We start from the raw sequence: 23,441 nt of genomic DNA, 5'->3' as shown, positions 1-23,441 counted from the left end.
CATATATATAAGTAACTTTTGTATATTGTAAGGGGATAATAGGAGATGAAATTATTTTATCGCGGTGTCATTTTGTTAGCAATTGCGGCTTTTATCGGGGAAAGCCTCGAATTGGTTATAAATATTGTTTTGGCAAGGGAACTTGGCGAAACTGGCTTAGGGTTATACATGTCTATCCTTCCAACGATTATGTTAATTGCTGTATTAGCAAGTATGGAACTTCCAATCTCCATTTCAAAATTCGTTGCTGAAAAAGACAAACGGTACCATCGAAGTATGTTATTTCAAGCCATTGGAATTGCAACAGTCATCGCCCTCTTATTCCTAGTAATCTCATTAATCGTCGTCCCACAAATCCCTGTATTTGATCAATATCATCCATATGTAAAATTACTTGTCTACATTCTCATACCAATCATTTCATTTTCATCAGTCTTTCGAGGCTACTTTATGGGCTCTCAACAGATGGGTAAGATTGCCATCTCAAACTTTTTACGACGTGCCCTTCAGTTATTGTTACTAGTTATCGTCTATCAACTATTTCAATTTGAACATGAAGTAGCTTTACTAGTGGCTCTCTGTACACTCATTGCCAGTGAATTCGTTGTGTTTGCTTACATGGCAACGATGTTTTTTATCCAACTAAGATCAGAGAGATTACACGATCATGCCTCACTTGATGGAGCTACTGTTCGAAAAGGGCTTATGTCAGTGTCTCTTCCTATGACAGGCGTTAGGATTTTCCATTCGGTGACTTTTGCAGTAAAACCTTTTCTCATAAAATATGCCTTAGTAAATGCAGGCCTAACAGAAGCAATGGCAACTGCTCAATTTGGAAAATTAGCAGGTGTAGCTTTTTCCATTGGCTTTTTCCCAGCATTCATTGCTCATTCGTTATTAATTGTTTTAATACCAACCGTTGCCGAAGCTTACGCGAAACAAGACTATCAAAAACTACAACAATTACTCATCCAAGTCATGAAGTTAACACTTGGTTACGGATTGCCATCCGTATTAATCTTTTACTTCTTTGCAGAGCCACTGACAGGTTTGTTTTTCAAAAATTCTCCTGCGGTCGTTTATTTACAGCTATTAGTCCCATACTTTTTATTTCACTTTTTTGTGATCCCACTTCAAGCGTACTTAATTGGATTGGGAATGGTGAAAGATGCTTTACTCCATGCTGTTTGGTCTACTTTCATTTCCTTTTTACTTATGTACTTCTTAGGATCAAACCCTAGTCTACAAATGCACGGTATTATCATCGGCATGAATACAGGGGTTGTGCTGCTTACTTTGATGCACTACATGACCGTTTGTCATAAGATTGGCATTCCTCTTACTTTGCGTACCCCTACCTTAACAAAAATTTAATAAGGAAAGCAGTACCACCACCGTCTGATGGTGGAAATGGAACTACTGCTCAAATATCGGATTATGCAATAGTTCAATTCTGCTCTTAGAAATTAATCAAACCACTTGGGAATGTCCCAAGTGGTTTGTAATATTGTTTAATTGTCTTAAACTAACCTGCCCCCGCAGCTGAATCACATTATCTATTATATTTAAGTAATGAATACACATATGTATCATATGCCTCTCCGTTTTGGTACATATAATCCCTCAGAACACCTTCTTTTAGAAATCCGACTTTATCTAACAGCTTATTAGAAGCCTCATTCTCTGTAAAGACAACTGCACCTATTCTAGTTAGACCGAATTCACCAAATCCGTATTCAATTACTTTTGTTAACGCTTCGAGTGTATATCCCTTTCTCCATTGATTAGGATGTATCTCATATCCAATCTCTGCTCGTTTATGTTTAGGGGACCACGCATTAAATCCAATAGTGCCTATTATTCCTTGCGCTCCTTTTATTTCTATTCCCCAACGTATTCCTCTGTTCTCCTTGTAACTATTTGCAAAGAAATCAACAAATGCTTCTGCTTGTTCCATATTTTCTAATGTATCTTGCCCATAATACTGTGTTACATTTTTATTTGAAAAACAGGCAAAAATACCTTCTGCGTCATCCTTTGATATTTCTCTTAGTACCAATCTTTCTGTCTCTAGTCTAGGAAACATTCTTTCTCTCTCCTTCACAACCCGTTTTATGCAATACATCAAGAATATTGCTTTCCATCATGTATGCACTCCTTCATTAAAAACCTCAATATCACTAATCTTTATCTTTTTGTTCTGCTATTCGCATCCGTTTGTTCAATAACAGATTTCCTAACTTTTACTCTTTAATTAAATGATTAAGAAGAAAAAATCCAAAAATAATTAACAAAGAACCCATTAAAACTAAAATAACTTTCATTAACCAATATTGAAGATCCGATTTAATATAGATTAGTTATTGAAACAGAATTATTCGACTTTATCAAAAACGAGATGAACAGAGTCTGCAATCCTTTCATAGCCAATTTCCCTATAGATCTTATTTGATGTCGGATTCATCATATCTGTATACAGGACGCAAAAGTTGAAGTCTTTAAGTAGTTCTCTTGAAACCGCCTTAACAAGCGTCCGAGCATATCCTTTTTTACGTTCTTCCTTTGGGGTATAAACCAAACTAACGGTTACACCGTTCTTTGTAGGACGTGACTTCTTCATCATAGATACGATCTTTCCTTTATCCTCCCAAATAAAAACCTCTTGTTCCTGAAGAAACATTGCAACACGTTTTTTCACTTGTTCGATCGGAGAAATCGGCAGTCCGACATCATTTTCGAATGAGTTAAACCACTTCTCGATAAGTAGAGAATCATTTTCTTCCGCATAACGCCAAGAACCTGGACTATGTTCAAGCGTTTCATTGACCTTATTTAAACGATACAATCCCTGATCCATAAGCAGTTTATGAGCCTTACCGGTTTTAATTTCCCACTTCTTCGCGACTTTGTATGCCCACTCTTTCAAACTGATTATAGAACAAAAGTCAATTTCAATTTCGACCATATTTTTTATGAAGAAATCTATTATTTCATCTAAACTGTTTTCATCGACAAAAATAAGATTTAACGGATGCGGGGGTGTCATTTGGAAAAAGGCTAATACATTTCCGTCTTCCTCAATTGTCGCCATAAATGGATTTTCATAATTACCAGCTTTAATCGCTTGCAGTACACCGTAAAAAAGACTGAATATATCTTCCTTCTCCAATAAAAACGACTCTATCTTTCTCTCAAACTCATGTCCATTATCATAAACTATAAATTTCATTTTCAACACTCTCCACTCAAGATAGTTTGATGTTCTTATGCAAGAAGATGACTCTTTCTATTTCTTCAAAACCATTTTTCTTATAAAATTCTTCGGCAGGTATACCTCTATCTGTGAGAAGTATAATGTTACTTATATTACTGCTATGAAGCTCTTTTATTAAATAATTTAACATCGCTCTTCCAATACCCTTATTTTGACTTTGTGTTTTTACACACATTTCATTAATAAAAAACTCATCTCCGCTCCACCATACTCTATTTACACCAAAAATAAAGCCGAGAATTTCATCGTTTTCTACCGCTAAAACGCCTAAAAATCCAGGTGTCTGATAAAAACTCAGTAAATATTTTTTAGCCTTTGTAAATGTCCATTCATCATTCCAAGGCTCATCATTGAATACTTCAATAAATGTTTCCGTACATTTAATTAAATCATTTTTTGCTACTAGTTTAAATTCCAAGGTAATTTCTCCTCATAGCTAAATGTATTATTGAAACCGGATTATTCTACCACAAAAAACAAAACTCCATATTCGGCTAACTTGCTTAATAGTGTTAAAGAAAGCGTCATTGTTGCTGTTCCAGTAACGCCCACGTAAATAATATTAGGTTAACACCTGCACACCATCAAATGGTTTCCATAAGGGTCTTTGAAATTAAACCAATGGTTATGCTCAATTTCTGTTGTTAATTCGACATTCTTACTTCTCAATTACTCATATGCTTGCTCAATATCGTTAGTGTTAAAATGAAAAAGTGGAGTTTTAAAAGTATTATCTTCTGAATAAATCTTGCTATCTAATACAATACCTGTCCCATTCATTGGTACAATATATAAATGACCATATAGTATCTCACCTTCTGCTATTAACCCTAGTATGTCACAATACCAATCACGAGCTTCTTCAACATTACTTACAGGAATAAAAATTGTACCAATTTTATTTAATATAGGGTTCATAAAGCTACCTCCAAAAATAAACTTCGAGTATACAAGATTAATTCTCTACAGCTTATATATTCCCTTCATGTTAAAGCTAACAGCCAGTTACTTTAATAAAATGAGACAGGCTGTCGCGATAACTGCTGTTCCACTAACGCGTTTGTTTAATAAGAAATTATATCTGTAATTATGATGATAATTTCCAAGCTGGAATTAAAGAATGGAATTGAAAAAAATAACTCATTACAACGTGAATAACGGAATACAAAGCTAATACTGTTATGTATGTAAGAAACCATATATGAAGCAGTTTATTTAAGTATAGATAAAGTAACAGCATCCCAACTGGAAACGGTATTAACACAATTAACCAAATAGGTGCACCTAAATATTCAGTAAGTGCACCCAAAGTAACTACTGAAGCTCCGATTACAAGGGATTGCCAAAGAGCTATATCATTCCTAATTAACTGTCCCCCTAAAAAATACGATAGAGAAGTAAGAACAATAGATAAAATAAAACTAAAAAAGTAATTCATTATATTCCTCCTTTTTTCACTAATCACCATATTAATCCAACTCATTCTTCAATGATTACTGCCAGTTAGTACCACAAGTCGTTAGTTTAAAGAAGCAATTAGTCTAGACTTATTAGTTCCTTAAATTTATTTATCTTTTCAGTCTCTTTTATTATAAAATTTTCTACTATTTCATTGGCAAAGTCATCCCATTTCATTTCAGGATAATGTTTTTTTTGGTAATCTTGTAATCTTTCTATCATTAACTGCATCTTTGCACCAGTTTGAACCACATACTCATTCCAAAATTGTTCTTCTGTTATCCCTAAATCAACAATTGTTTCTTCAATACCTTTCTTTTCTTCATTAGATAACTTACCAGTTTCAAACATTTCTCTTCCTTCATTTGCTTGTTTCTTAGCATCTTCATCAGTTATTGCTATTCCTAATTCCATTGCATGATTTATTAAAGCTACTTTCAGTAGTTCCACTTCAAATGCATACTTACTGGCTTCTTTTTCTGAATATCCATTTTCATTTTGGAGTGTTGCAGCATATTGTTCGTAATTCTTAATGTCGAAGTCATTTATAGGATTTATTTTTCCAGCTAATGAACTCTCAACAGGAGATGTGCTACAAGCTGTAAGAAAAAGCAAAAACATAATTATGCTAGATATAAAAAATTTATAAAAATACTTCATTTTTTCACCTTCCAATTTTTTATTTTTAACAAGCGAAAAAGTCTGTTTATTTAATTCCTTTTTATGTAACTAACCGGCTCAAAAGTTAGAAAGAAAGCGTCACTGTTGCTGTTCCAGTAACGCTTTCTTTAATAACCTTTATTGCTTTTGATTCACTAAATAAAGTAGTGTTTGTTTTACTTCATCTGCATTTAAATCATTTCCAGTAAATTCAACTGAATAAAAAACATTATTCTTCACCCATGAAACAGTTCCCGACTGCCACTCACTTTTATTAGGTAGCTGAAAATAAACATCTTGCTTGTTATCCAGAGAAATTTTTACTGCTCCATTCTTAAATGTATTTAATATCGACATATCGAAATCCCTTGCATAAACACTTAATAAGCTATCATCGTCTATTGAAGTTGCTCTTAATTCAATTGCTATATCTTTGCCATCTTCGGTGACGTTCCAATCAGTAATAAACACTGGTTCGAATTGATTAAATGTACTTGGAATTTCTGTTGGTACTTTTAATTTAAAAGCAATGATTTAATCACTACATCTAATGATTTTGCTTTATAGTGCTTAACTTCTTCATTATTGGCGTTTTCATAAACTTCAAGGTATTGAATAACTAATTTTTTGTCGTTGTTTTGACATGCGACAAGTAAAGTCAAAAAGATTAAAATTAAAAATTTCTTCATGAAATTTCTTCCATTAACAATCTATCTACCAATCAAGAGATGTAATTCAATATTAGTATTCCTTTTTATTAGACCATGACGGCAGCGATAGCTTCCTGTACTAAAGCTCTCGTGTGTTTAAGAACGATTTTGAATATTAATTAACAAAAACGCTCAATCCACCAGATACACCAAATTGAATTTCCTCTTTTCCTTTTTTATAATAACCTTTTAACTTAATGCTTGGGTTTTCAAAATCAAGTAAATTTGAATTGGAAAATACCTCTTTAATAGGTGCAAAAATTGAAAAACTTATTGTCTCGCCTGATTTTAAATTTATAGGTCTAAAACTATCAGTTTTTCCTTCTACCGAATATGGATTACTTTTTGAACCATTAGAAGTTTTTATTGGGTAACTTAAATTAAATGTAAGATGAGTTAAATCAAATCCAGTTTTATTTGTAATTTCTATAATATAATATTTATAGTCTGTGGTTTCTTCTATTTTTACAAGATTAAAAACAATATTTTCATCATCAAATTTTTCTTTATTAGCTGAACAGCCGAATATTGCACCGAGTAACATAATTAAAACAATTAAACACAGATTTTTATTTATCATCTTCTCCCCTAATTTCTAATCAAACTCTATTCAACAAACCTACAACTTACTTGAATAAGTAAATTTTAACACTTTCTACCAATTGCAAAAAGACATTTTTTTTATAAAAATAAATGGACCTAGTTTAAAAGCACCAGGTCCATCACTGTCAAATTTTTCACTAAAGCATCCGTTAACGCAATAAGAACCCGAGCCTCTATTAGCTAGTTTAGTGAAATTAAATTGATTAGATAGTATTAGTTATAATACTCTTCAATGTGTTTAAAGATTAAATCGTAAATCCAAGCGGGTGTTTCAGTTTCGAAAGTATCTGCTTCGGTTCTCGTTCCATAACCAGTCTTTAAAATATTATCCTCTTTCACTAAGAAACCCGTGGTATGTTCAAATGAAGGAAAACGTTCTAAGTCTGCATAAGAATAATTTTCTTTTCGATAAACGAAATCCTGAATATCCGAGTCAATAAAAAATACAGGAACGCCGATAGAAGAAAATACAGGAGCCCACTTTTCTTGGGAAACCTCACTGAAGTAATCACGGGTAATAAAGTAGGCATCAAATTCTTCAAGTTCTAACGAAGCAGGTTTAATCTTATGGAATGTAACCCTGTCAAAACTCTGATTTGGTAATTCTCCAATAATTCCAATGTCTAATGTTCTCCCACTATATACTGATGGTTTTGTGTCTGTTTCTTCGACATTAAAATAACATCCTGAAAGCAAGAGCGATAGAACAATAGAAACAATGATTAATCGTTTAATGATTATCCCCTCCAACTAAATTACTTTTTATTGTTATTCTGTTGTTATCAGATAAATTTAGATAAGGTAATTAATTCACTTATTGCATATACGCACTCGTTAATTGAATAGGTTAAGATTTCTTTTTATCCATAAATATAATAATTCCAATAATAATCGAAATTGCTATTAGGAAAATGGATACTGTTGGTACAGAAGGATTAGTTGAATTTAGGGAGCCTCCTGCCTTAATAAATCCAGCAGATTTCTTTACTGCGTTTGATAGTTGGTCAAATCCGTAAGCTATGACCGCTGTTAACAATGACAAACCTATAAGTAATAAGCCACTAGTTCTATTATTCAACTTATTTCCACCCCGTTATTTTTTCTCTTCCACTAAGCTTCCGTTTGTTTAAGTACATAACTTCACAATAAAGAACTTCTTTAATACAATGGTAAAGTGAGCTTAATTCAACTATTTTTCCACGACTGTATGTTCTCTTCTATTCTATTCCTTAAGTAATGTTTCTCGCTTGGCAAACTAAAATAGAGTGTTTTATAGAAATTCATTATGTTTGTTTTGGTTCTATAAAACTTTAATGAATACTCTTCTACGTTATGAATTTCTTTTAGTTTCTTTGAGATGTTATCTATCCATCTCTCCAACATCTCATCTTCAATACCTTTGTCTATAAGTGTGTTGATAACAGAGACCAACCTCTCATCTTCATCATCAATAAATATAACTCCATGAAATAAACAGGAACTAATGGTTTCAAGTGTAATCTTATGGAACTCAGAACTATACATTGGGTGTTTTACACACGCATCCAATAAATCAGCTCCATGAGCTATTGCATGAGCCCAGCCTTTTTCATCTACAAAACCTCTTGTGTCTTTTTCTGAATTTAAATATACTACACTCTTGTCAAAAACATTTGCAAACTGTTTTTCGGTTAAAAGCATAGCTTCATGGTCTTTATTCATTAAACAAGCAATTAATAGGGACGAAAATGACCTTTTAAATACCGAGTCATTGTTTTCCTCCCCAATACAGAAAAATAAATGGCTGGTACTAAGACACCTATCCAATATGTAGTAAGCCTGTTTACTATTTATACTATTTTCTTGCACCCATTTTGAAAAAGTAGAGTAAATCAGCTTATCTCTTAACTCAGAATCATTTGTTCCTATATTGTTGAGCATCAACTCAATTAAATCATCAGTAGGCTGATACACACCACTTTGATTCCTTATTTCTTCTAACTGGTGTTTTAAGTTCATATTTATACCTCACACGTAATAATATTTCTTTCTAAAAATCATAAAACCTTAATAAAAGCAACCTAATAAACCACAACAAAGACCTCAGCCCATCGCTCTCGTAAGTTTAATTTCAACACAAATATTCTTATAACTATTTAATTTTTAATATCATATAACTGCTTTCGTAATTCAATGTAAAAATAGGCTAAATCTTTTGTATTAACATTCCCTAAATGGATTAATTGATATTGTTCAATTCTATTTGCAAAAGTAAGCCAAGCTTTTTCTATCTCTTCTATTGCATCCCAATCATTTGCTGATAGTTCGTTAACTCTATTTGCCATACCTAATATATAAACAGTTGCCTGTTGTCCATTAAATTGACTCTCAGTATATAACGACCATTGTTCATCTGTTAAGTCATGTCTATTTAGTTCTAATAAACTTGAATAAATTGATGTTGATTTTGTAGTGAAGCGTGTAACAATTCAAATCGTTCTTTTGTTGGTTCTTCTTTTACTAACTGAAATCCATGTATTATAGGATAGAAACTATAAAAATTCGTTAGACGAAATTCTGCTGCCGATAGAGTGTTCTCTAATCGATTTATTTCTTGTTTTTGCTGAAAATAAGTAAATATTAAAAATAATAACAATATTGATACCACAATGTTTTTTAATACTTTTCTCGCACTTCTCTTTTCGTTATCTGCCATCACGTTTCACCTCTTTCCTAAACTATCCTGCTTCGTTACTTTAAGTGCATCTATTCACAAAGTTAATATTCCTTACTCCCTTATATATTAACATAAAATTCCAACAAACCTTAAAAACTATCGAATTAATCATTTAATTGTATAGAAAAAAGCAAAGGAATTTAACAATACCCTCGCTTTTTATAATGCTATTTGACTGTAAATAGTAATATTAAAACTACTTTAAATTAAACTGCTAAAAATGTTTTTCGAACTCAAAACCGAACGAGTTATACCACGTCTAACGGTACTGCTTTTTTACTACTGATGCCAAGCAAAATGAATAAATCTTACAGTTTGGCCAAGAAACTCAATCTCTTCCTGATCTTCGTTCACTAGCCTGAAGTTATTTCTTTCTAAGACCTTTTGCGAACCAATGTTATTACTGGTCGTCTTAGCGTAAATCGTTTTTATTCCGTGTGACCTTGCTTCGATTAAGCCCAACTTTACGGCTTTTTGAGCAATACCTCTACCAAGAAACTGTTCGCCTACACGGTATCCTATTTGAGCTGTATGAGCGTCAATATCAACGAAATTTACTCTACCTAAGATTTCTCCTAATTCATTCTTTATCAAATAGAAGTAGCTTTCTCCTCGTATTTGTTCCTCTAGTAACTCATTATGTCTTGTAAGAAATGTGTCGTAGTTATAGTACTCGTCACCTCTACCAGGTACCAGCGTTTCAAAAAATGAACGATTTTCCTCCTCAAACAAAAACAGCTTCCGAGCGTCTTTATCTAGTAGTCTTGTTAGAAAAATCTCCATAATAGGGTTACCTTTCCTCTTCTAAAAACTCATAGATTTGCTTTAAATGGGTTTGATCATGACCAACAAACATCTTTAGGAAACTATCTGTTGAAAACTGTCTTTTCCCTTTGCCAAGAGTAAACCTAACATCAGAAGGTACAAGGGCTATTTGTTCAAGTAGTTCCTTTCTGGTTAACCTAAATTTTTCAAAGGCTTGGTTTACGTCATAGTTACTTATATACTCAATTGCTTCTAGATTAAACACATCATGGTCGGGAAACGTTGGAAGAACTCCACCTTGGACCATTTTTGATACCATCTCTTCTAAAATAAATTTGTCCCAGTAAAAAATATGGCCAATAATTTCCTTACAAGACCATTTCCCTTCCTTTAGAGGAGTAACCAGCATAACTTCTGGGAGTTTCGAAAGCGCCATTATTTCTTCTATATTTTCTTTGAATTGTACTGCAGACATCATTTTTTCCTCCAATATATCAATCTTCCAAGTAGTTTATCATAATTTCTTCCAATTTTACTAACACCAGACATCGGCTAAAAGTTTAATTCCCTTTGGGATATTCTCTAGTGGTACGCCACCATAGCCAATTAATAATTGTGGGTAGGTTGGTACTGGTCTTATATAATAGATAGACGTTGGGTAAACCTTTATCCCTACTTTTGCAGCACGCTCGATTAATTCAACCTCCGTAAGTTTCGTATCAAGAACATTTATGACGATATGTAAACCAGATTTTTCACCGTTGATTTTGACTCGATCGCCGAAGTACTTATCTAACGCCAAAAGAAGTGTTTCTTGTTTTTTACGGTACAACGTTCTCATTCGGTTAAGATGTCTTTGCCAGTGTCCGTCTTGCATAAAGAATGCTAACGATCGTTGATGTATCTTCGAGACCGGTTGCTTAATATGTGAAAGATTTTCTTGATATCGCTTAAGTAACTGTGGAGGGAGCACAAGAAAATTTAGCCTAATCGCTGGAACAAGAGATTTCGAGAAGGTTCCTAAATAAATGACCCGTTTCCCCTTATCAAGCCCTTGTAAGGCAGGAATTGGCTTACCCTCATAACGAAATTCGCCGTCGTAGTCATCTTCAATTATAAAGCTATCTTGTTCAGTCGCCCATTGAAGTAATTTTTGCCGGTCACCAATTGGCATGATCGCTCCGAGCGGGAATTGGTGTGAAGGTGTACAATAGAACAACTTTGCTCTCGTTTCGTACAGTTGATTAAAATTGAGGCCATCCTTATCAATTGTAACTGGTAAAACGTTCATCCCAGCTTCTCCAAATGACATTCTAGCTCTATGAAAACCTGGATCTTCCATCGCTACCGTAGTCCCCAAGTCAAACAACATCAGTAATAGTTTTAATAAATATTGTGTTCCTGCCCCAATGACAATTTGTTCTGGCGAACAAGTTACGCCCCTTGCTTCGTAGATGTAAGACGAGATCTCTTTCCTCAAAGTGAATTCACCTTGGTAGTGACCTAGCTGTAAGTTAGCTAGATCATCTAAAGCTAGATTTGTATATTTACGCCATTGGCTAAGTGGGAAATGATCCGTATCAATCATACCTTGACTAAAATCAATGAACCATTTCGGTGAATTTGCTTCTTTTAATACTATTTCACTTTTCGTTAAAGGTAACTGAGACTCAAGCTGTTGTACAAAAACTCCTCTTTTCGGCTGACTTACCACATAGCCTTCAGCAATTAATTGCTGATAAGCTGCTTCAACCGTATTAATGCTAATTTCTAAGTGCTTAGCTAACGATCGCTTTGATGGAAGCTTATCACCACTCTTTAGCTTTCCTGCCAAAATATCTATTTTTATCTTCTGATAGACTTGAATGTAAAGTGGCTCTGAGTCTAGAAAATTCATTACAAATTCATTCAATGTAAGACCTCCAATCTGACACCATTAAAAACTAATAATCTGGATCTTTTATACAGTCCAGTTTAACGGTAAAGTATCATTATCACAACACATTTTCAGGAGGAATTTGCAATGAATATAGTAGAAATAACAACTGAACAACAATGGAAAGAAGCATACCCTGTCATGAACGAACTACGCACCCATCTCTCAGAAGAAGAATATTTCCAATTACTTCGTGACATGGTCCCACAAGGCTATCGAATGTTTGCCTTATATAACAATGATCAAATAGTAGCCTTAACTGGCATTATTCAATTAGCGAACTTTTATAATTTCAAGCATATTTACGTCTATGATCTCATAACGAAAGAAACCGAGCGCTCAAAAGGCTATGGTGAAAAACTGCTCTCTTATATTCACCAACTGGCTAGTGAATTAGGTTGTCAATCTGTCGCACTTTCATCAGGACTACAACGCATTGATGCTCATCGTTTTTATGAGGAGAAGATGGAATACCGAAAAACCTCATATGCGTTTACTTATGAGGTAAAGTAAGGAGTTAACCGGCCTACTATAAAGACGTTAGGATTTCTCCTAACGTCTTCCTATTACCAGCCCATTTTTTCTCGCAAACTTGTGATATGGGCGATATGATGTTTTCCATGCCATGCATATGTAGCAATCAACTGTTCAACAGATACTATTCCGTTGTCTGGATGGTTAATTGTTCGCTTAAAATCCTCATCTTGAAGAGAGTTTAGTAAAGTTACCAAGCGTGCGTGAGTCGCTAATAGCAATTGTAACGACACTTCAATTGGTAATTGATTATCAGGTAATTGTGCCCACAAAACTTCATCATATACTTTTACCAATGGATTTTCTTCTGTCAGGGCAAGCTTAACCCTTATATACGCATTAAGATGCGAATCGGCGAGATGATGAACCACCTGATCTACCCTCCACCCTTCAGGCCGATATGGTGTTGCCAATTGTTCTACTGTTAGTCCTTCCACAGCTTTGCGAAGTAATTCAGGTGTTGCTTCTAATTCACTAATCCACCTAACTATATCTTCCTTTGTAATTTCGTCATTGATTTGTAGCTTCCCAATTGGATATCTTGGATCCATCTCAATCCCTCCGTTAAAATAGATTTAATTTATTGAATGGAAAATAACGAACCATTACCTTCCCGACAATATTCTCATATGGAATTGTGCCAATCATTCGGCTATCACCACTATGATTACGGTTATCTCCTAAGACAAATACATGGTCTTCAGGAACTGTAATTGCTTCGAATGAACCATCCATACCTTCAAATATATAATCCTCGTTTAGCTCTTCTCCATTACGGTACAAGGTTCCTTGCTTTAACTCTAGACGATCCCCTGGTTCGCCAATGACTCGCTTAATCCACTTATAATTATCCGGAGATTCTTTAAAGATAGCTACTAACGGATGCTCTTTTAGCTCATCAACTAGAGTTCGTGGCTTATAGGTACGACTGTCAATAACGATAATATCACCCGCTTTTGGCTCGCCAAATAACTTATAGGAGCTTTTCGAAACAAATACGCGGTCTCCCTTTTGCTCTTCATCATATGGATCAGTTCCAATAAACGTTGGCTCCATCGAGCTACCATTTACCGTATAAGGTTGAAAAACAAAAATACTTATCACTATAAATATTGCCAATGAAAAAACAATCGTTTTTCCCCAACTAAACAATTCCTTCAAAAGCTTATGAACCACGGTACCACTTCCTAACACTCTTTTAGATTATGTATCTGTAATTTTGGCCAAGTAGATGACCACTTTTTTTGTGTCACTCTTTGTTGATAGACTTCAAGCAAATCTTGTTGAAATGGAGGCGATGGCTTAACGTTCAAGGAAACGACGTCTTTAATCCCGTATGGAGCAGTAAAAACAACTTGATTATCTGAATTCAACGCTACTCCTAAAGCAGTTACAGTTTCAGGAAAGTGAGCAATTCCATCAACAGCCGATTGATACGGTGGTAATTGATTAATCTTGTGCATTCTTGCTTGATTTTTCACTGACCAACCGACTCCCGGTAGAATATTATCTAGTTTAGCCTCAAATTGTTTTTCCACCTGCTCATCTAGATTACTCGTATCAAAATAGATGACATCAATATCAGGTAGAGGAGTTCTTTCCGTAAACCCGTGTAATGTATCCCAAATTTTTGACCTAATAAAACCCGCGCTGATCCACCAATCCGGCAAATTTAACTCATTTACTACACGTAAGAGTTCCATCATCCATTCGTCTTCCTCTATTAATCTAATAACATCTTGTTCGGTTGCCAACTTCAAAACGTCAAACACCTCTTTCCTTTAAATAGTATACTAATTTTTTCCATGTCTAACAAATAAAAAAACGCTCCAACTGGAGCGTTAGTCGTCAATTAGAATAAAAAGGTTACAATTAATTTAGATATACTATGTCGTAAAAACTTTAGCACTTTAAAAAACATAGAATAAAGACATTTGTATCGACATTTTGTTATGATGGGCTATAGAGGTGAATTACCGTGAAACAAACACGTTGGACTGCTTTAGTCCTCATTGCTATCAGTCAATTATTTGCCCTTTCCCTTTGGTTTAGCGCATCAGTCATTATCCCTGAACTCAAACTCATCTGGAATTTAAATGGTATGACAGAAGCATTTATTTCTTCTTCAGTACCGCTTGGGTTCATTATTGGTGCGCTTTTCAGTTCTTATTTTGGTATGGCCGATCGCTATAATGCTAGGAAAATTTTCGCTATCGCTGCCTTACTAGGAGCTATCATCAACAGTCTGATCTTGGTTGCCGAAACAGCTTTCGTCGGAATTTCGCTGCGGTTTTTAACAGGCGTCACCCTCGCCTTTGTGTATCCTATAGCAGTAAAAATTCTTGCCCAATGGTTTCCGAAAAACCGTGGCTTAGCGATTGGCATTTTAATCGCAGCCCTTACACTAGGCTCAGCATTGCCACATTTCGTTGTCGTTTTTCTAACTGCTGTTAGCTGGCAATTCATAATTATTGTAACTTCATTTCTAGCACTTTTTGCGTCACTTATCATGTACCTTTTTGTTACCGACGCCCCTACTATAGTGAAGCCCACTGTTTTTTCTTTTCACTTACTTAAGAAAGTTATTGCTAATAGACCAGTCATGCTAGCCAATTACGGATACTTCGGACATATGTGGGAGCTATATGCGATGTGGACGTGGTTACCTGCATTTCTAACCGCTAGCTTTCTTGCTTATTCGCCAGAAGCTACTCTTTGGTTCAGTGCCTTAGCTTCATTTCTAACAATCGGGGTGGCTGGAGCCATCGGTTCGGTGGTTGGAGGTTATGTTGCTGATAAAATAGGTCGCGCGCGACTTACAATCATATCATTAGCTGGCAGTAGTTTATGCGCTATTCTAATTGGTCTTACATTTGGAAAAATGATTTGGTTAACGTTTGGGGTTGCTTTTATTTGGGGAATGTTTGTCATCGCTGACTCTGCTCAGTTTTCCGCAGCTGTATCAGAGTTTGCCAATGTCGATTATGTAGGAACAGCATTAACCTTTCAAATGTGTATTGGTTTTGCGATTACGATTATTACCATCCAAGCACTGCCTTTTGTCCAGTCAATCGTTGGCTGGGAATGGGTATTTGCGTTTCTAAGCATTGGACCGATCTTAGGACTACTATCTATGGTCCAATTACGCCGTATTGAGATTAACTCAAATTTGAGTTAGTCTTATTTTCAACTTCGAATAAGAAAAACATAGGGAGTATCTTCCTATGTTTTCATTCCTATTATTTATCTGTTTGTTCTTGTTTCTTTTTCAAATACTCCGCACGTAATTTTTCAAGTTGCTGCTTTTTATCAATTTTGGCAGGCTTCTGTTTTTCATGAAACTTTCTCACAGCTACCTTACCTTTTGCATCCAATTGATATTTTCCCACTTTGTTCACCTACTTTTCTTGTCTTTAAAGAAAATCTATTCAACAAATATAATATACCTTATTTTACTGAAGTAAACCTAATTTCTTTATTAGTGTACTGCCTAAGTTTGCATATAACTCTTTTATCCTTAATTCCCAAAGATCTAATTTCACTAGCTTTAATACGTAAAACTCCTTATGAAAAGTATGCTGTTTTTTTAGACTTTTATAATAAAAGCAACACCAAAATTAAAGGTAAGGTCATGATGAGCTTTAAAAGAATACTGCCCCAAAAATGATCTACAAAAGAATACCTTGAAACAAAGCTATCAAAATTAACGTCTATGTTGAATTTAAGTAGTGAGTAATACATGATTCCATAAAAACTGATAACAATACCAAAGAGTTGGTATTATATTTCTAAAAGTTCTTCTAAGAAGGAAGCATATCTAAAAGTATAAGGAGAGTAGATAATGAAAAACATTGCTGACGTTGTTCATATAGGTGAGTTAATAGCTGTCTCTAAGGTTTTTCAGCTAAACCCATTTCAAATGATAACATTAATAGAACAAGGGCAAATGGAAGTATTCGAAACCAAGGAAGCTTTTTTAGAAAAATACGGTGAAAAGGAAACGTATGACGAATTAGAAGATTGGTGTGAGTTAAATGACGGGAAAATTTTTACGAAACCTAAGTAGAAATTCCCTTTACAACATCCCCCCGCCTAAAAGTATAAGAGAGGTCACGAAGACCTCCCTCTAACTATTGCTTTTTCTTAATAGGAACCCAAATTTCCGTTAATGTATCGGTAATTCCTTTTACAAATTCCGGAGCTTCTGCTAATTCATAACCAGATGTTGGGAACCACTCGGTATATACTCGCTCCCATGTAGTTAATAAAGCGTCTGGCATTTCTCCTGTTGCTTGAAAAACTGCCCATGTTTGAGAAGGAATTTCCAAAATTTCAAGTTCTTTCGGACATGGCTTAGTAGTAGCCGTAGCAATATAGTAATAAATGTCTCCATTCTCTTTTGTCACTGAAACATTTAGGATACCTGAAAATGAAGTATTATCGTATGGCTTAACAGCTTCTTCTATTTCTTCGATATGCTCCCACATCTTTGGATTAAAATCTTCTCCACTAGAAGCTACTGTTTCTTTTTTTCCAATTACGGTAAAAGCCTCTTTCTCAACGAATTTGTAATTCATTTCAACATCTCCTTTAATCGAAATATGGAAGGTCATCCGAGGATACGCTTTTAAAGGAACGTCTGAATTTTTCACTATACTAGGATTTACTCCATGTAATGCTTGAAATGCTCTTGAAAATGAATCTGGTGAATTGTAACCATACTTCATAGCTACATCAATCACTCTCATATCACTGTCTTTTAAATCAAAGGCAGCTAAGGTCAATCTTCTTCTACGCACATAGTCTGACAAGGTTATCCCCGCTATAAACGAAAACATTCGTTTAAAATGATGGTCAGAAAAATGTGTAATCTTTGCAACTTCTTTGTAATTAATATCTTCATCCAAATGATTTTCGATATAGTTTACTACTGCGTTCATATTTTCAAGCAAATCCATTAAAATAACCTCCCTTCGCTTTTAAGGATAACAAGATGAACATTTAACGTCCCGATATAATCCGTTCAGGTTTGTAGGATGTATATGAAAACTATTGCACTCCGTTATATTAAGTGAACATATTCACAAGAGATATATTTTAGTACCGTTTGAAAACCAAAAAGGACTGCTTATCGCAGCCCATTAATACAAGTATAATTACTACTTTATTAATTGTTCTATTTTAGTTCTCACACTATTCAATACGTTAGTACTACTTTGCCAAATCTTTTTCTGATAATTCCTTTTGAAAGTGTATAAACTTTGTTTGCTCTCACTGCTGATGTAACTTTAAGGGCACCTTCGTCTAAGTCTCTTTGTTCAATTACGACAGAATAATCAAGGTCCTTTAATTGTGATGTAATAGCAACAACAAGAATATCATCAGTCATCTGATATAATCATCGTTTGAAATGATGAGAACAGGACGCATATCCTCATGAATCATCTTAGCTTGCAACTTTAATTCTACGGAACGTTCCCCTTTTTCCATCATAAGTAAGTCATCAGATACTGTTTTATAATAATGGAAAAAAATCGGGACAATTCACTAAATCCTGAGGTTGATGTAGAAGCTAATCCAACTTCATAATACTTTGTTGCAATTCTATTATATAACAACTCACTAGATAATAAAATTTGTTGTGATAATAACTTCGCAGAATCCTGAATGTTTTCAGCGTCCCATACACGAAGTAATTCTTCCGAGCGTAAAGCCACAAGGCTAAACTCCCTCTCTACTGAAAGGAAATCCACATACTGTTGCTGGTTTAATAATGTTTTTGTTACATATAACTGATGTCCCAAAAACAACAAAGCAATTGTTAATAACAAGCAAATTCGTTTCCACATAAAATATCTATTCTCGCTAATCTGTTAGTGACCCAATTATATCACTAGTTAAAAGGGAGCATCGTTTCCAATTATAGGTATTTACTTTAACCAATAAAGTTGAATTTTTATGTATTTTGCCTCGTGAGCCCAGCACAGTAGCAATACTTTTTTAAACTATTGCGTTAGTTGAAGAAGAAATATTTACTTAATTACTATTTCCATTCGATGATGTATTCACTTGTATCTGATAATCCTTATCAAGGCTAATTTTTTTGTACAAAACCCCAAGACATACTCCTCCTATAAACCCCCCAAGATGCCCAAAGGTTGTAACTAACTGCTGAGTTACTAAAGAAAAAATAAATGTTAATATCCAGCTAGATAAAGTAAATTGAATAATTAATTTTTTATTGAATGTATTCTCTATTTTTCGGAAAATAACTTGGACTATATAAAATCCCAAAAGTCCAAATACAAAACCTGAAGCACCTACTCCTGAATTATTAGTAAAGAATAGTATAAACATGCCACCTAAGAGAATTGTTACAAGATAAAATGCAAAAAATTTTAGCGTACCTAGTGTTTTTTCAATAGTTGGAGAGAATACACCAATAAATAAAAGATTGATGAGGAAATGATATATTCCTAAATGCAAAAATGAATAGGAAATAAGCCGCCAATGTTCTCCAATGTAAAACTTAGATTGGCTAATACCACCCAAATCATATACTATGAACTGGTTACTCCACCCATCGAGAAAAATCCATACATATAGCATTACAATTGTATTTAACAGAATAATAGTTGTAGTTACAGGATAAAAAATTATAAACTCTTTAAGACTTTCTTTACGAATAAACATGATTTCCCTCTCTTTAATATAATTGTAAAAATTATAAAAGGAATTATATAGGTTTACTTTATAATTAAAGTATTCTGCTTCGTTAGCACCACAATGGAAGCAACAGTTTCTTGCACTATTGCTCATCGTTAATGCAATAAGAACCGAGCCTCTATTAGTGGTTTAACTAAACCTTATATTTATTTTCTGTAAACTAACTCAACTTGTCTATTCACTCTTTCTAAATCTCCGTATATTGCTTTTACTGACAATTCAGAGGATATTCCTTCATTACCTATCCCTTGCGAAAATAAATTATTAATATTTTGATTTGCAGATTTTAAAGAGGATATTAAGGCATTTATATCATTTTTATGAAAGGTTTGTCCTTCAACTATGTCACAAAGCAATTTTGAAATATTTAATAGGTAGTTTTCATAATATATTGAGAAGTTCATGTTATTAAAGGGCATTGCAGCTGCTATATTTGAACGTGCGTCAAGAATATTTATTCTTTCTGTTTCAATAGCCTGATTGAATAATAGCAACTCGTTTTCTGTGAGTAGTTCCCCATAAAGCTCTAATGTAGAAGAGATTGATTTAAGATTATTATTAAGATTACTAATGCTGTTGTAAAAGTAAATTTGACCAAATAGTTCTGAGCTTTCCAAATTACTTTTATTAAGAATTAATTGGTACATTAGGATTGCGTTAAGTAGTATTGAAATTACTAATAATATTTTAATTTGTTTTGTCATTTCTACCTCCTAAATTATTAAAGTATTCTGCTTCTTTACTTTAATTACACCATTTTACAAACTCTAATTGATTACAAATTTTTTAAGACTCCAACTTTCTTACCAAACACAATTTGTCTTTTTTCCGTCCCAATCAAAATCAAAACGGTCTAATTTACTATCCTAAGTACTACTTAAATATAGTAAAAGCATCGACAAACCCAAAAAAACGCATGTGATCTCATCCGAAAACTCATGCGTTTCAATGTAGTTCATGCTCTTTCAGACTTCACCGTAACCTTCTAATATTCAAAACGATCTTCAATCGGCGTAGTCGTTCCGTTCTTCCAGTCGTCTTTAATTATTGCATACCCAACAGAATCATACTCACGTCCGTTCTGCGGCCAGGCCTTTCGATGGTAAGCTTCCTTTACATAGCCACAGTGATAGAAAGTTTTCCTCATCGCATAATTATCTTGTCTCGTATGCCCTTCAATTCGCGTGATCTCTGGATAGTTCGTAAACACATAATTTGTTAGCCAGTTTACAGCCTCAGCTCCTAGGCCATGCCCACGATTTGCCTCTTTCAAACGAAGATCAAACAAACAAGTAGGATCCTCTAAATCAAATAAACGAATTAGGCCAATTTTTTTATCATCGAGTGTTATCCAAAACGTCTTACTTCCTCTTTCTGTGTAAACACCCTTTAGAAACCTCTCCCGTATTGATTCCTCAGTCGGGTTTTCATCCCCATGGAAGGGCCATCTCTCTTTCGTCAAAAATTCAACTAATTCATCTTGCATTTCATGACTAACTTCTAAAAACGATAACATAATAAACCATCCTTTAGGGTCTAATAATTACTTCAATTTCTCCTGCATCTTGTCCAGCTTGCATTACCGTTAAAATTTGCTCGGCAACAGTTTCAACGGCTAACCCAGTCGTTTTATTCGCTGCTGGCACACCACCAAAGTCGGTTTGTACTAACCCCGGCGAAACTGTACAGACTCGAATACCATACTTTTTGCCTTCTTTATTCATCGTTTTGGAAAGTCCTAGTAAACCCCATTTACTCGCACAATAGGCAGATGCTCTTTCTGTTGTGTTATAAGCTAGGTCAGAAGCGATATTGATGATTTGACCACCCTCATTTTCTTTCATAAGCTTATAAACCGATTGACTACAAAGAAATGCGCCTTTTAAGTTTGTATTCATTTGTAAATCCCAATCAGCTTCGGTCATTTCCTCTACAGGCTTCCAAACGCCAACTCCTGCATTATTGACCAAACAATCAATACGTCCGAATTTTTCAAAGACTGATTGAATAACATTAGACACTTGCTCACTAATGGATATATCACATTGATATGTAAATAAATCCCCAACTCCCGCAAAATCCGCTTCGAGGCTAGCAATCGATTGTTCACTCTTTGCTAGAACAATCGTTTTAGCGCCTTCATGTAATAAGAGTTTTACGAGGCCTTTTCCAATTCCTCGCGTTCCACCAGTGACAATGACTATTTGATTATTCATTTTCTATTCACTTCTCCCTTCACATGTAAGAGTACTTTTCCTTTGCTTAAGCGATTTTCAATTAAATCATGGGCCATTGCCGCTTCTTCAAGCGAAAAATGGTGTCCGATTTTTACATCTAATCTTCCTTCTGCTAGGTAAGTAAGTACTCGCTTCGCTACCTCGCCCAATAACTCAGGACGCTCCTTCCTAGTCGTACCAAAGCTAAATCCCATTACTGATCTGCAGCTTGAATGTAAATCACTTGTTTTAACCGTCCCCACTTCACCGCTAGAATTTCCAAAGTGAACTAAGCGTCCATAAGGAGCTAAACATTCCATGCTTTTTTCAGAAATACGTCCAGAGATCGAATCCAAAATAATATTCGCTCCACGTCCGCCAGTTATCTCGTTCACCACTACTGCAAAGTCTTCTTTTTCGTAACAGATCACGTGATCAGCACCAGCTCCTATTGCGAATGGAATTTTCTCCTCACTACCAACAGTCCCAATTACAGTTCCTGCACCTAATAATTTTGCAAGTTGGATTGCAGTTGTTCCTACTCCACCTGCTGCCGAATGAACCACGACAGTTTCGCCTTCTTCAATTCTAGCAACCTTAGCTAGCAATTGATATGACAAAAACGAGACAATTGGGCTAGCTGCAGCTATATCAAACGAAAGCTGATCTGGTATCACAAATGTTAGATTTTCGTTAGCAACTGTATATTCACAATATGATCCTGTTGCAGGAAAAGCTATTACACGCTGGCCAACCTTCAGCCCTTCTACTTCAGAACCAACTTCCTTTATCACACCAGCAACATCGATCCCTGGTACGAACGGAAACTTACCACCACCTTTTTTTCCGTAACGAGACTTAATATCAGCAAAGTTCACACTTGTCGTATGAACTTCAATTAACACTTGCTTTGGACCATAACCCGGAACTTCCATATTCACATATTTCATAACGTCAGTTGAGCCAAATTCTGTTACAACGATTGCTTTCACCGTTATCTCCTCCAATCTTTACCAAATACTATTCTACGCCTCCTTTTCTTTTCCCTCTAAAAAAGAAGCAACCACCTTTTAAGTAGTTGCTGTTGAAATTTATTTAGCTTTTTTCAAATAAGCAATTTCACATTTTAACTGTTCGTACTCTACAGGGCTTCCCGGAACCTTCCTTTGCTCCAATACAACCCATTGATTTTCTTCAAGCTTTAATTCAACCATTACATTTGTATTAGAAGTTTCTTTATAGAGAAAGTAAGCATGGTGAGGTCTAACAAATAATCTTGGAGTCCCCCTTGTACTCACATCCAAATTTTGAAATAGCTTGGCTAGTGACTGGTAGTGCGTATCGTCTTCACGACCACCATAAAGGAGGTGGGAAGCTTCCAAATCTCTAAATGTAAACCTATCGTAGGAAGTATCAATATCCAAGTTAAAACTAGAAATAATGTCTTCCATAATTCTTTGGTTAAATAATTCATCTCTGATTTTGCCTTGCTCAATACATTCAGAAGACAGTTCAAGACTTGTTTGTTCATTACTAAAAAACGTTGTTGCAGAAATCCCCATAAAAAACATCGAAATCACAATAACAAAAATCCTCAAAGCTTTCTTCACCCTCAAGTCTAATTTCTATTAGCTTCTACATTTTCTGGAAAATTATTCTTGGTTTTCTTCAACTCTTCTTATGTTTCAAAAATTCTTTAAATGGGTAAAGTTCTATCTTGTGATTGAAAAAGTAGGAATACCCGGAGAGAAAATTGTAAACAATGCTTTCTTAACTAACAATTAAAACCATTTTTCCCGCACCAAACCCCTATTGTTGTATAATAAAAATAGAACCATGCAAA

Annotated in this window: 33 protein-coding genes and 1 pseudogene; 4 read left to right on the top strand and 30 right to left on the bottom strand. The window is 34.6% G+C overall.

The window, feature by feature from the left end; genetic code table 11:
• The first annotated feature begins 45 nt into the window (after positions 1–45).
• A complete protein-coding gene (locus DS745_RS02515; protein WP_129076623.1) occupies positions 46–1,374 on the top strand; it encodes a polysaccharide biosynthesis protein in 1,329 nt (442 codons plus the stop codon).
• A gap of 178 nt (positions 1,375–1,552) precedes the next feature.
• On the opposite strand, the gene DS745_RS02510 is transcribed toward DS745_RS02515, so the two are convergent.
• From DS745_RS02510 to pdxR, 17 genes and pseudogenes are all read right to left on the bottom strand, one after another.
• Positions 1,553–2,086, bottom strand: a complete 534-nt coding sequence (locus DS745_RS02510) for a GNAT family N-acetyltransferase (protein WP_129076622.1) — start codon at positions 2,084–2,086, stop codon at positions 1,553–1,555.
• A gap of 288 nt (positions 2,087–2,374) precedes the next feature.
• A complete protein-coding gene (locus DS745_RS02505) occupies positions 2,375–3,229 on the bottom strand; it encodes a GNAT family N-acetyltransferase (RefSeq protein ID WP_129076621.1) in 855 nt (284 codons plus the stop codon).
• Positions 3,230–3,245: 16 nt separating this feature from the next.
• Complete coding sequence (locus DS745_RS02500) at positions 3,246–3,692, bottom strand: GNAT family N-acetyltransferase (RefSeq protein ID WP_129076620.1); 447 nt, start codon at positions 3,690–3,692, stop codon at positions 3,246–3,248.
• A gap of 149 nt (positions 3,693–3,841) precedes the next feature.
• Positions 3,842–4,192 (bottom strand): annotated as a pseudogene (locus DS745_RS02495) (VOC family protein).
• A gap of 169 nt (positions 4,193–4,361) precedes the next feature.
• A complete protein-coding gene (locus tag DS745_RS02490; RefSeq protein WP_129076619.1) occupies positions 4,362–4,712 on the bottom strand; it encodes a hypothetical protein in 351 nt (116 codons plus the stop codon).
• Between the two features lie 98 nt (positions 4,713–4,810).
• A complete protein-coding gene (locus tag DS745_RS02485) occupies positions 4,811–5,392 on the bottom strand; it encodes a hypothetical protein (protein ID WP_129076618.1) in 582 nt (193 codons plus the stop codon).
• A 138-nt stretch (positions 5,393–5,530) separates the two neighbouring features.
• On the bottom strand, positions 5,531–5,749 hold the full coding sequence (locus DS745_RS02480) for a hypothetical protein (protein WP_129076617.1): 219 nt from the start codon (positions 5,747–5,749) through the stop codon (positions 5,531–5,533).
• Positions 5,750–5,907: 158 nt separating this feature from the next.
• The gene (locus tag DS745_RS24445; RefSeq protein WP_161568149.1) at positions 5,908–6,081 is read right to left on the bottom strand and encodes a hypothetical protein; all 174 of its coding nucleotides are present in this window, start codon (positions 6,079–6,081) and stop codon (positions 5,908–5,910) included.
• A gap of 136 nt (positions 6,082–6,217) precedes the next feature.
• Positions 6,218–6,682 carry a hypothetical protein gene (locus DS745_RS02475; protein ID WP_129076616.1) on the bottom strand — a complete coding sequence of 155 codons (465 nt, stop codon included), beginning with the start codon at positions 6,680–6,682 and terminating at the stop codon, positions 6,218–6,220.
• A gap of 236 nt (positions 6,683–6,918) precedes the next feature.
• Positions 6,919–7,455: a hypothetical protein gene (locus DS745_RS02470; RefSeq protein WP_129076615.1), complete on the bottom strand. Its 537-nt coding sequence runs from the start codon at positions 7,453–7,455 to the stop codon at positions 6,919–6,921.
• Positions 7,456–7,552: 97 nt separating this feature from the next.
• Positions 7,553–7,783 carry a hypothetical protein gene (locus DS745_RS02465; protein WP_129076614.1) on the bottom strand — a complete coding sequence of 77 codons (231 nt, stop codon included), beginning with the start codon at positions 7,781–7,783 and terminating at the stop codon, positions 7,553–7,555.
• 107 nt (positions 7,784–7,890) lie between these two features.
• Entirely contained in the window at positions 7,891–8,703 is an 813-nt protein-coding gene (locus DS745_RS02460; protein ID WP_129076613.1) for a DUF2785 domain-containing protein, read from the bottom strand.
• Positions 8,704–8,840: 137 nt separating this feature from the next.
• Positions 8,841–9,029, bottom strand: a complete 189-nt coding sequence (locus tag DS745_RS02455; protein ID WP_129076612.1) for a hypothetical protein — start codon at positions 9,027–9,029, stop codon at positions 8,841–8,843.
• Positions 9,030–9,121: 92 nt separating this feature from the next.
• Positions 9,122–9,403: a hypothetical protein gene (locus DS745_RS02450; protein WP_129076611.1), complete on the bottom strand. Its 282-nt coding sequence runs from the start codon at positions 9,401–9,403 to the stop codon at positions 9,122–9,124.
• Between the two features lie 297 nt (positions 9,404–9,700).
• Entirely contained in the window at positions 9,701–10,204 is a 504-nt protein-coding gene (locus tag DS745_RS02445) for a GNAT family N-acetyltransferase (protein ID WP_129076610.1), read from the bottom strand.
• Positions 10,205–10,211: 7 nt separating this feature from the next.
• Positions 10,212–10,664 carry a DinB family protein gene (locus DS745_RS02440; RefSeq protein WP_241657694.1) on the bottom strand — a complete coding sequence of 151 codons (453 nt, stop codon included), beginning with the start codon at positions 10,662–10,664 and terminating at the stop codon, positions 10,212–10,214.
• A 57-nt stretch (positions 10,665–10,721) separates the two neighbouring features.
• Complete coding sequence (gene pdxR / locus DS745_RS02435) at positions 10,722–12,098, bottom strand: MocR-like pyridoxine biosynthesis transcription factor PdxR (RefSeq protein ID WP_241657693.1); 1,377 nt, start codon at positions 12,096–12,098, stop codon at positions 10,722–10,724.
• A 111-nt stretch (positions 12,099–12,209) separates the two neighbouring features.
• On the opposite strand from pdxR, the gene DS745_RS02430 reads away from it, so the two are divergent.
• Entirely contained in the window at positions 12,210–12,635 is a 426-nt protein-coding gene (locus DS745_RS02430) for a GNAT family N-acetyltransferase (RefSeq protein WP_129076609.1), read from the top strand.
• Positions 12,636–12,688: 53 nt separating this feature from the next.
• On the opposite strand, the gene DS745_RS02425 is transcribed toward DS745_RS02430, so the two are convergent.
• From DS745_RS02425 to DS745_RS02415, 3 genes are read right to left on the bottom strand one after another with little or no spacing between them, the layout of a single operon-like run.
• On the bottom strand, positions 12,689–13,207 hold the full coding sequence (locus DS745_RS02425) for a YfiT family bacillithiol transferase (protein ID WP_129076608.1): 519 nt from the start codon (positions 13,205–13,207) through the stop codon (positions 12,689–12,691).
• A 13-nt stretch (positions 13,208–13,220) separates the two neighbouring features.
• Positions 13,221–13,832 carry a signal peptidase I gene (gene lepB / locus DS745_RS02420; protein WP_241657692.1) on the bottom strand — a complete coding sequence of 204 codons (612 nt, stop codon included), beginning with the start codon at positions 13,830–13,832 and terminating at the stop codon, positions 13,221–13,223.
• Positions 13,833–13,843: 11 nt separating this feature from the next.
• The gene (locus DS745_RS02415) at positions 13,844–14,416 is read right to left on the bottom strand and encodes a nucleotidyltransferase family protein (protein WP_129076607.1); all 573 of its coding nucleotides are present in this window, start codon (positions 14,414–14,416) and stop codon (positions 13,844–13,846) included.
• 218 nt (positions 14,417–14,634) lie between these two features.
• Between DS745_RS02415 and DS745_RS02410 the strand changes: the two genes are divergently transcribed.
• Positions 14,635–15,834, top strand: coding sequence for an MFS transporter (locus tag DS745_RS02410; RefSeq protein ID WP_129076606.1), 1,200 nt, complete (start codon positions 14,635–14,637; stop codon positions 15,832–15,834).
• A gap of 61 nt (positions 15,835–15,895) precedes the next feature.
• Here DS745_RS02410 and DS745_RS24840 read toward each other — a convergent pair whose 3' ends face one another.
• A complete protein-coding gene (locus DS745_RS24840) occupies positions 15,896–16,045 on the bottom strand; it encodes a hypothetical protein (RefSeq protein WP_196121176.1) in 150 nt (49 codons plus the stop codon).
• A gap of 452 nt (positions 16,046–16,497) precedes the next feature.
• On the opposite strand from DS745_RS24840, the gene DS745_RS02405 reads away from it, so the two are divergent.
• Positions 16,498–16,722: a hypothetical protein gene (locus tag DS745_RS02405; protein ID WP_129076605.1), complete on the top strand. Its 225-nt coding sequence runs from the start codon at positions 16,498–16,500 to the stop codon at positions 16,720–16,722.
• A 64-nt stretch (positions 16,723–16,786) separates the two neighbouring features.
• On the opposite strand, the gene DS745_RS02400 is transcribed toward DS745_RS02405, so the two are convergent.
• The 9 genes from DS745_RS02400 to DS745_RS02360 all read right to left on the bottom strand — a co-directional run bounded on the left by DS745_RS02400 (position 16,787) and on the right by DS745_RS02360 (position 23,196).
• A complete protein-coding gene (locus tag DS745_RS02400) occupies positions 16,787–17,614 on the bottom strand; it encodes an AraC family transcriptional regulator (protein WP_129076604.1) in 828 nt (275 codons plus the stop codon).
• Positions 17,615–17,853: 239 nt separating this feature from the next.
• On the bottom strand, positions 17,854–18,045 hold the full coding sequence (locus DS745_RS02395; protein ID WP_129076603.1) for a type II toxin-antitoxin system PemK/MazF family toxin: 192 nt from the start codon (positions 18,043–18,045) through the stop codon (positions 17,854–17,856).
• Between the two features lie 100 nt (positions 18,046–18,145).
• The gene (locus DS745_RS02390) at positions 18,146–18,505 is read right to left on the bottom strand and encodes a hypothetical protein (RefSeq protein ID WP_129076602.1); all 360 of its coding nucleotides are present in this window, start codon (positions 18,503–18,505) and stop codon (positions 18,146–18,148) included.
• A 187-nt stretch (positions 18,506–18,692) separates the two neighbouring features.
• Positions 18,693–19,349, bottom strand: a complete 657-nt coding sequence (locus tag DS745_RS02385) for a rhomboid family intramembrane serine protease (RefSeq protein WP_161568148.1) — start codon at positions 19,347–19,349, stop codon at positions 18,693–18,695.
• A gap of 179 nt (positions 19,350–19,528) precedes the next feature.
• Positions 19,529–20,086, bottom strand: coding sequence for a hypothetical protein (locus DS745_RS02380; RefSeq protein WP_129076600.1), 558 nt, complete (start codon positions 20,084–20,086; stop codon positions 19,529–19,531).
• 281 nt (positions 20,087–20,367) lie between these two features.
• Positions 20,368–20,898, bottom strand: a complete 531-nt coding sequence (locus tag DS745_RS02375) for a GNAT family N-acetyltransferase (RefSeq protein WP_129076599.1) — start codon at positions 20,896–20,898, stop codon at positions 20,368–20,370.
• A gap of 13 nt (positions 20,899–20,911) precedes the next feature.
• Positions 20,912–21,598, bottom strand: a complete 687-nt coding sequence (locus DS745_RS02370) for an SDR family oxidoreductase (protein WP_129076598.1) — start codon at positions 21,596–21,598, stop codon at positions 20,912–20,914.
• The gene (locus tag DS745_RS02365; RefSeq protein WP_129076597.1) at positions 21,595–22,590 is read right to left on the bottom strand and encodes a quinone oxidoreductase family protein; all 996 of its coding nucleotides are present in this window, start codon (positions 22,588–22,590) and stop codon (positions 21,595–21,597) included. The genes DS745_RS02370 and DS745_RS02365 overlap by 4 nt, the downstream gene beginning before the upstream one ends.
• Before the next feature lie 99 nt (positions 22,591–22,689).
• Positions 22,690–23,196, bottom strand: coding sequence for a hypothetical protein (locus DS745_RS02360; RefSeq protein ID WP_241657691.1), 507 nt, complete (start codon positions 23,194–23,196; stop codon positions 22,690–22,692).
• Positions 23,197–23,441 lie beyond the last annotated feature (245 nt).

This window comes from Anaerobacillus alkaliphilus, assembly GCF_004116265.1.
In the GTDB taxonomy this organism is placed as follows: Bacteria; Bacillota; Bacilli; order Bacillales; family Anaerobacillaceae; genus Anaerobacillus; species Anaerobacillus alkaliphilus.
Note: the sequence above shows the minus strand (reverse complement) of the source record. Positions and strands in the feature narration are given on the sequence as shown.